Genomic DNA, 7,439 nt, shown 5'->3' with positions numbered 1-7,439 from the left:
TCCAAAGGACATCGGAAACCAGCCTGCGCCCAGTCTTCCTGAGCCTGTGCCGGGGGACAGCCGAGCGATGGCAGATGGGCGGATCAGGCCCGGTCTGCGGGTAACAAGCGCGCTAGTTTGATAGTAGCAAATTCCCATTTCGGAGTCAAGAACAAAACAGGAACAAAATATCCAGCCATAAATTAGAAGCATGGGCGCTTGGTATCCAAAGAAACACGGCATACAATTAGTTGTAACTGTATGGACGGGGACGTTGGCACGACAGCGAGGGCTATTTGAGGTTCCGGCTCACCTATGAGGGTCCTCTACTATCTAGCAAGCCCGCTGGTGAAAGCGCCAGAAGGGTGGCTCACAAACACGATATCAGACGGAAGTTTCACGCACAGTTAAAGGAGCTTTGGCGGGTCAATAGGTTCTTAAATTCATGTGAGCTGGATTCGGCTGCCCATGGACTATTTCCTGGCGGCACGAAGCGACCGTGGGATGGTCGTCCACATGACCGGCTACCTCTTCCAGATATTTTGGGGACCGTCTATGGACATAGCGGTTTCAGGTTCGTCCCGCTGATTTGGAAAGAGGCCGATCTTGCCTGCTCCTTGCGAGTCTTAATACTGAGACGAGACACCGCTGATGCTGTCGCCGCTGGTCGGGACATTGATAACCGCGTTAAGACGCTAATTGATGCGCTCGCGTTACCACCGTTTCAAAAACCTCCAATTGATTTTACTGGCGCTCCAGTGCAGCCGGGTTTCGGTGAGGATCCATTTTTTGTCCTTATGGATGACGACCGATTAATTACCCATCTTGAGGTGGAAACCGATACAGCATTGGCGAAGGACACCGAAGATCCCACCGATGAGTCTTTCGTTAGGCTTGTAATTACTGTCGAACTTCGAACCATACAAACGACCACGTTCAATCTGAGTTACGCATAAGCGCGACCCGGTCCTTCGGTGCCTCTCCAACCTCCTTCCGAAGGAAGAGGAGGTTGGAGCGCGCAACACCTTCCCCTACGCTCACCTCCCATCTAGGATCGCGCCACAACATCCCAACATCGATCATGCGTGCTTGTCCTGCGGGCGTACCGAGCTTCGCTGCGCAATGTGGTTGACCGCAGGTATTTGAAGGCGCTGAAGTGAAGATATTGGCGACACTGCATAGCCGGGAATTGCCGTGAAACGCGCTGTCAAAGTTTCGTTGATCGCGAGCGCGGTGCTTGGCGTGGTGTTGCTGGCCGGTGCGTTCTGGCTGGAAAGCCAATTTGGCGGGACGCCGCCCGAAATCGCCGACGGGCTATCGCCGCAGTTTGTCGAGGGCAGTATCAGCTTCAATGAACGCGTCAAGGCGCGCTTTCCGGCCGGGACGCCTGAAGGCGAGCTGATAGATACGCTGCGCGCTCAGGGTTTCTCCATTGATGTCGATCAGAAGATGGCGCGCTTCGAGCAACGGGGGCTTATTTGTAAGTTGGTCTGGCAGGTCTCTTGGAAGATGGAGCAGCTTGGGGCGATCAGCAACGTCGATGGTGCCTATTGGGGCGTGTGTATCTAGGCGTCCCCGGCTGACGAAAAACCCGTGGATGGTCGGCCCCAGCCGACGCAAGTCGGCATCCGCCGACGGGCGACCATGACGGTGGAGGTTAAGCGGGTGAGAGCCGTCACTTGGCGCCCCCCACCCCTCCCTCCCCCCTGAAGGTGGGAGGGGATTCGAGGGTGCCACACCTTTCCCTACGCCGCGCTTCCCTCTAGGATCGCGGCACAACATTCCAACATCGATCATGTATGCGTGTCGTGCCGGCGTGCCCTTTTTAAAAGTGGGAGGCGGTTATGGTGGCGAAGACGTGGGACAAGTTCAGTGATGAGCGGATTGCCTTGCTGCACCCGAAGATCCGGGAGGATGCGGCGACGCTGATCAACACGGTGGAGGAGAAGACCGGCATCAAGCTGCGTGTGACGCAGGGGTTCCGTTCCTTTGCCGAGCAGGATGCGCTTTATGAGCAGGGGCGCACCAAGAAGGGCAAGATCGTCACCAATGCCAAGGGCGGCGAGAGCTATCACAATTATGGCCTGGCGCTGGATGTGTGCGAGATCCGCGGGCGCGAGGCGATCTGGGAGTGCGACTGGAAGAAGATCGCCCCCATCGCCAAGGGCTTGGGCTGGGAATGGGGCGGCGATTGGAAGAGCTTTCCCGACCGGCCGCATTTCCAGAAGGCGTTCGGCAAGTCGGAGAAGCAGTTGCTGAAGCTCTATGAGGCGCTGGGTCGCGGGGCGAAGTTCGTCGATGTGGGGTGAGGGATAAGAGCGACAAGAGCCGTCGCTTCCACCCCCCCTCCCAACCCTCCCCCCTAAAGGTGGGAGGGCTTCGCAGCCAATCTTGAACGACGAGCCGCGCTCTCCACGCCTTCCACCTTTAGGGAGGAGGCCAGGAGGGGGCAGGGCAAACTCGATCCATCCAAACGCCACCCGCTCCATAACTTGCACCATTACGACATTGCCGCATCCCGCGCCGATGTGCAGAGTGCGGCGGGGTTTGGCGTGAACAGCGTATTTGGGCGTGCATCTTGGCGACATCGGATGGGACGGGTGGTGAGGTAGCGGGTGCCGGGCCGGAGGTCGTGGGGCCGCCACAGGGATCGGCGAAGCCCCACTCTGCCCTCTCCAAGCGTGGGCCGCTGCCGGGGATCACCTGCCTGGTGGTGGGTGCCGCCGTCTTTTCGCTGCAGGACGTGGTCATCAAGCTGATGAGCGGGGGTGGTTATCCGCTCTCAGAAGTGCTGACCGTGCGTGGGCTGGTGGCCTGCGTGCCCCTGGCTTTCCTGCTGCATTTCGGCGGCGGGGGTTTGACGGCGGTCTTTTCGCCGCGCTGGAAGGTGTTGAGCTTCCGCGCCGCCCTGCTGCTGGTTTCCTACACCACCTATTACCTCGCCATCGCCAACCTGCCGCTGGCGGTGGCGGTGGCGCTCTTTTTCGCAGCCCCCTTGTTCATCGTGCTGCTCTCCGGCCCGATGCTGGGGGAAAAGGTGCGCGGGGCGCAGGTGGCAGCCGTCATCGTCGGCTTCCTCGGCGTGCTGGTGATCTGCTTCGGTCCCAGCGTCATGGGCGGGGATGGCGCGGCGGTGGACAGCCTGATGAAGCCCGCATCGCTGCTGGCGCTCGCCTCGCCGCTGTTCTATGGCCTGGCTTCGGTGATGGCGCGGCAGCTGGCCGATAGCGAAAGCGGCGCGGTGATGGCGAGCTATCAGAACCTGGTGTTCCTGGCCGGTGCGGTGGTGACGGCGCTCATCACCAATTTGGGGGGCGATCTCTCGGCCGGGTTCGAGGATAAGAGCCTGACCTTTTTGCTGCGGCCCTGGGTGATGCCGGGCATGACCGATTTCCTGATGATCGCCTCGACGGGGCTCATCGGTGCCACCGGTTCGTTCCTGCTGACGCAGGCCTACCGCCTGGCCGAGGCCAATATCGTGACGCCGTTCGAATATGTCTCGATCCTGTTCGGCACGCTGTTCGGCTGGTGGTTGTGGAACGAGGTGCCGAGTGCCACCACGCTGGGCGGCATCGCCCTCATCATCGGCGCCGGGCTCTATGTCTTAAGAGGCGAGAAGGCGCACTGAGACGCGCGTATCGATACAATCGGCGGGCGGTGTTCGCGGTTTCTTCTAACATCCCTCTGTCATGCCGTGGATGGCGTGCCTTCGCGGGCCATGACCAAGGGTAGGCGCCGACCAGCCTTACGATTGTATACAACCGTGCTTGATCCGACTTTGGCGCGGTTCTATGGTGCGCCCCAATCCTGAACCAGCTCCAAGTTTGTAACCATGATCGTTGCCGCGCTGCTGAAGCGCAAATTGGCCCTGCTGGGCCTCGTCATCATCACCGTCTTCGTTCTGGCGGCCGTTTTTGCACCTCTGATCGCCCCCTATCCCCCCGAGCAGCAATTCTTCGAAGGCCTGACCCTGGAAGGGGCGCCGCTGCCACCCAATGCGCAATTCTGGTTAGGCACCGACCTCCTCGGCCGTGATCTGCTGTCGCGGCTCATCTATGGGGCGCGGGCGACGCTGATCGTCGGCGTGGTCGCCAACGGGGTGGCGATCGCCATCGGGGCCTTCATCGGCGTCACCGCGGGCTATCTGCGCGGGGCCGTGGGCGGCGGCCTGATGCGCTTTACCGATCTGATGATGGCGTTTCCGGCCCTGCTGCTCGCCATCCTGCTGGCCTCGATGTTCCAGCCCTCGATCTGGATCGTGGTCATGGTGATCGCGCTGGTGAGCTGGGTGCAGATCGCGCGCGTGGTCTATGCCGAGACGATTTCGCTCTCGGAACGTGAATATGTGACGGCGGTGCGCTCGGTCGGCGCCTCGACGCCGCGCATCCTCTTTCGCCACATCCTGCCGCATCTGATGCCGACCCTCATCGTCTGGGGAACGCTCGGCATCGCCACCACGTCGCTGTTTGAGGCGATGCTCTCATATCTTGGCATCGGCGTGCAGCCACCGACCCCCTCCTGGGGCAACATGGTCAATGAGAACCAGACCTATTTCGAAAGTGCGCCTTGGCTGGTGTTCTTTCCCGGTGTCGCTATCGGCATGCTGGCGCTGTCCTTCAACCTGATCGGCGATGCGCTGCGCGATATCCTCGACCCCACGCTGCGGGGGCGTCACTGATGGCCGGCTATCTCATCCGCCGCATTTTCCAGGCGCTGCTCACCCTCATCGGCATCAGCATCATCACCTTCGTGATTCTCTATGCCTTGCCGGCGGACCCGGCGCGGCAGGTGGCGGGGCGCACGGCGAGCGTCGCCCAGGTCGAGCAGGTGCGGCACCAATTGGGCCTCGACCGGCCGATCTGGGCGCAATACGGCATCTATCTGGGCAAGCTCGCCACCGGCGATCTCGGCCGCTCATACGTGCAGCGCACGCAGGTTTCGGAACTCATCGCCTCGCGCCTGCCGGCCACCTTGTGGCTGATGCTGGCGGCCATTGGCTTTGAGCTCCTCATCGGCCTTTCCATCGGCACCTATGCCGCCTTCCGCCGCAACAGCGCGATGGACCAGGTGGTGATGCTGGGCGCCTTCGTCTTCGTATCGGCGCCGCAATTCCTGCTGGGCTACACCATGCTCTATGTCTTTGCGGTGTGGCTGGGCTGGTTCCCGATCGGCGGCTATGGCAGCCTGAAGCAGATCGTGCTGCCGGCGCTGACCCTCGGTTTGCTCGGCGGTGGCTGGTATGCGCGCATGATGCGCTCCTCCGTCATCGAGGTGCTGCGGCAGGATTACGTGCGCACGGCGCGCGCCAAGGGCCTCGGCAAGAGCCGCATCATTTTCCGCCACATCGTGCCCAATGCGGTGCTGCCCATCATCGCCATGATCGGCATCGATATCGGCGCCTTCATGAGCGGCATCGTCATCGTCGAATCCGTTTTCGGCTGGCCGGGGATCGGGCAGCTGACCTGGCAAGCCATCCAGCAGATCGACATCCCCATCATCATGGGCGTGACGCTGGTTTCGGCCTGTGCCATCGTGCTCGGCAACCTGCTGGCCGATCTCGCAGCGCCGCTGATCGACCCCCGAATTCGGCTTAAATGAAGAAGACTCGTTTTCCCTTGGACAGGAGGATCTGATGAACCGTTTGCTCGCATCTGCATCGATCGTCGCCTTGTTGGCGCTGGGCGCCTGCGGCGAAGAAAAGAAGGAAGAGGCCCAGTCACAAGCGGCACCCGCCGCGACCTCTGAAGCCGCATCGACCGCGACATCGGAAGCGGCCCCCGCTGCAACATCGGAAGCAGCGGCACCCGCTGCGAGCGAGCCAAAGCAGGGCGGCAGCATGATCGTGACCTTCAAGGACGATCTCCCAACCCTCGACCCCGCCATCGGTTACGACTGGAAGAACTGGTCGGTGATCAAGAGCGTGTTCGACGGCCTCCTCGACTACAAGCCCGGCACCACCGAGATCGTGCCGGACCTGGCCGAGAGCTTCGAGACCTCGGCCGACGGCCTCACCTACACCTTCAAGCTGCGCCATGGCGTCAAATTCCATAACGGCCGCGAGATGAAGGCGGCCGATGTGAAGTACAGCCTGGAGCGCATGATCAACCCGGCAACGCAGAGCCCCGGTGCCGGCTATTATTCGGGCATCAAGGGCTTTGCCGAATTCCAAAGCGGGTCGGCGAAGGAAGTGGCCGGCATCACCACGCCGGACGATTACACGGTGAAGATCGAGCTCACCGCCCCCGATGCCACCACGCTGCACCTGATGGCCTTGAACTTCTCCTTCGTCGTGCCGAAGGAAGAGGTCGAAAAATCCGGCGCCGATTTCGGCAAGAAGCCGGTGGGTACCGGCGCCTTCAAGGTGACGGAATGGACCTCGGGGCAGAAGATCGTCCTGGAGCGCAATGCGGACTATTACCGCCAAGGCATCCCGCGCCTCGATAAAATTACGTTCGAGATCGGCCAGGAGCCGGTGGTGGCGCTGCTGCGTTTGCAGAAGGGTGAGATCGACATCGCCGGCGACAACGTGCCGCCCGCGAAATTCACCGAGGTGATGAATGATCCGGCGATGAAGGATCTGGTCACGATGGATGACCAGCTGCAGACCGGTTACATCGCCATGAACGTCAACATCCCGCCCTTCGACAAGGTCGAGGTCCGGCAGGCCGTCAACATGGCGATCAACAAGGACCGCATCGTGCAGTTGATCAACAACCGCGCGGTGCCGGCCAACCAGCCGCTGCCCCCCGCGATGCCGGGTTACGACAAGGCCTATAAGGGCTATGCCTTCGATGTCGAGGGCGCCAAGGCGAAGATGAAGGAAGCGGGCCTGGAGGGCGGCGTCGAAACCGACCTCTATGTCATGAACACCGATCCGCAGCCGCGTATCGCCCAGGCGATCCAGCAGGATCTCAGCAATATCGGCATCAAGGTGAATCTGAAATCGCTCGATATGGGCACCGTCATTGCCGCCGGCGGCAAGAAGGACGGGGCGCCGATGATCTGGTCGGGCGGCATGGCCTGGATCGCGGACTTCCCCGATCCTTCCAACTTCTACACCGCCATCCTGGGCTGCGGCGGCGCGGTCGAGGGCGGCTGGAACTGGTCGTGGTATTGCAACAAGGATCTGGATAAGCGCGCGGCGGAAGCCAATGCGATGACGGATCCAGCCAAGGCCAATGAGCGTGCCGCGGCCTGGGGCAAGATCTTCACCGATCTGATGACCGATGCGCCCTGGGCGCCGATCTTCAACGAGAAGGCGGTCGGCATCCATTCCAAGCGCGTGGCGGGTCCCAACGGCATCTTCGCCGACCCGATCCACATCCCGGTCAATTACGACGAAGTCTACGCGACCGACGGGAAATAGGCCGGACGCGTAGATATGGGCGGGGCGGAAGGGACGCCGCCCCGCCCCCGATTTCTCATTCGCGTCCCGCGCTTATCTCTTAAGGACCATCATC

The 7,439-nt window shown here is 61.4% G+C and carries 6 protein-coding genes; all 6 read left to right on the top strand.

Going from position 1 to position 7,439, the window contains the following annotated elements; all coding sequences use genetic code 11:
- Window positions 1–1,173: 1,173 nt before the first annotated feature.
- The 6 genes from SMD31_RS21435 (at window position 1,174) to SMD31_RS21410 (ending at window position 7,345) form a co-directional block, all read left to right on the top strand.
- Window positions 1,174–1,548, top strand: coding sequence for a hypothetical protein (locus tag SMD31_RS21435; RefSeq protein ID WP_320502985.1), 375 nt, complete (start codon window positions 1,174–1,176; stop codon window positions 1,546–1,548).
- 275 nt (window positions 1,549–1,823) lie between these two features.
- Window positions 1,824–2,288: a M15 family metallopeptidase gene (locus SMD31_RS21430; RefSeq protein WP_320502984.1), complete on the top strand. Its 465-nt coding sequence runs from the start codon at window positions 1,824–1,826 to the stop codon at window positions 2,286–2,288.
- 269 nt (window positions 2,289–2,557) lie between these two features.
- Window positions 2,558–3,607: a DMT family transporter gene (locus SMD31_RS21425; protein ID WP_320502983.1), complete on the top strand. Its 1,050-nt coding sequence runs from the start codon at window positions 2,558–2,560 to the stop codon at window positions 3,605–3,607.
- A gap of 204 nt (window positions 3,608–3,811) precedes the next feature.
- Window positions 3,812–4,657 (top strand): ABC transporter permease, encoded by an 846-nt coding sequence (locus SMD31_RS21420; RefSeq protein ID WP_320502982.1) that lies wholly within the window; start codon window positions 3,812–3,814, stop codon window positions 4,655–4,657.
- Complete coding sequence (locus SMD31_RS21415; protein ID WP_320502981.1) at window positions 4,657–5,577, top strand: ABC transporter permease; 921 nt, start codon at window positions 4,657–4,659, stop codon at window positions 5,575–5,577. The genes SMD31_RS21420 and SMD31_RS21415 overlap by 1 nt, the downstream gene beginning before the upstream one ends.
- Window positions 5,578–5,611: 34 nt before the next feature.
- Entirely contained in the window at window positions 5,612–7,345 is a 1,734-nt protein-coding gene (locus tag SMD31_RS21410) for an ABC transporter substrate-binding protein (RefSeq protein ID WP_320502980.1), read from the top strand.
- Window positions 7,346–7,439: the final 94 nt, after the last annotated feature.

Origin of the sequence: Dongia rigui (assembly GCF_034044635.1) — a bacterium.
In the GTDB taxonomy this organism is placed as follows: Bacteria; Pseudomonadota; Alphaproteobacteria; order Dongiales; family Dongiaceae; genus Dongia; species Dongia rigui.
This window is presented reverse-complemented; position numbering and strand designations above follow the sequence as displayed.

Bases quoted from the DNA above. Each gene is read 5' to 3' on its own strand.
- SMD31_RS21430 (WP_320502984.1), top strand. From the start codon at position 1,824: ATGGTGGCGAAGACGTGGGACAAGTTCAGTGATGAGCGGATTGCCTTG.
- SMD31_RS21420 (WP_320502982.1), top strand. From the start codon at position 3,812: ATGATCGTTGCCGCGCTGCTGAAGCGCAAATTGGCCCTGCTGGGCCTC.
- SMD31_RS21415 (WP_320502981.1), top strand. From the start codon at position 4,657: ATGGCCGGCTATCTCATCCGCCGCATTTTCCAGGCGCTGCTCACCCTC.
- SMD31_RS21410 (WP_320502980.1), top strand. From the start codon at position 5,612: ATGAACCGTTTGCTCGCATCTGCATCGATCGTCGCCTTGTTGGCGCTG.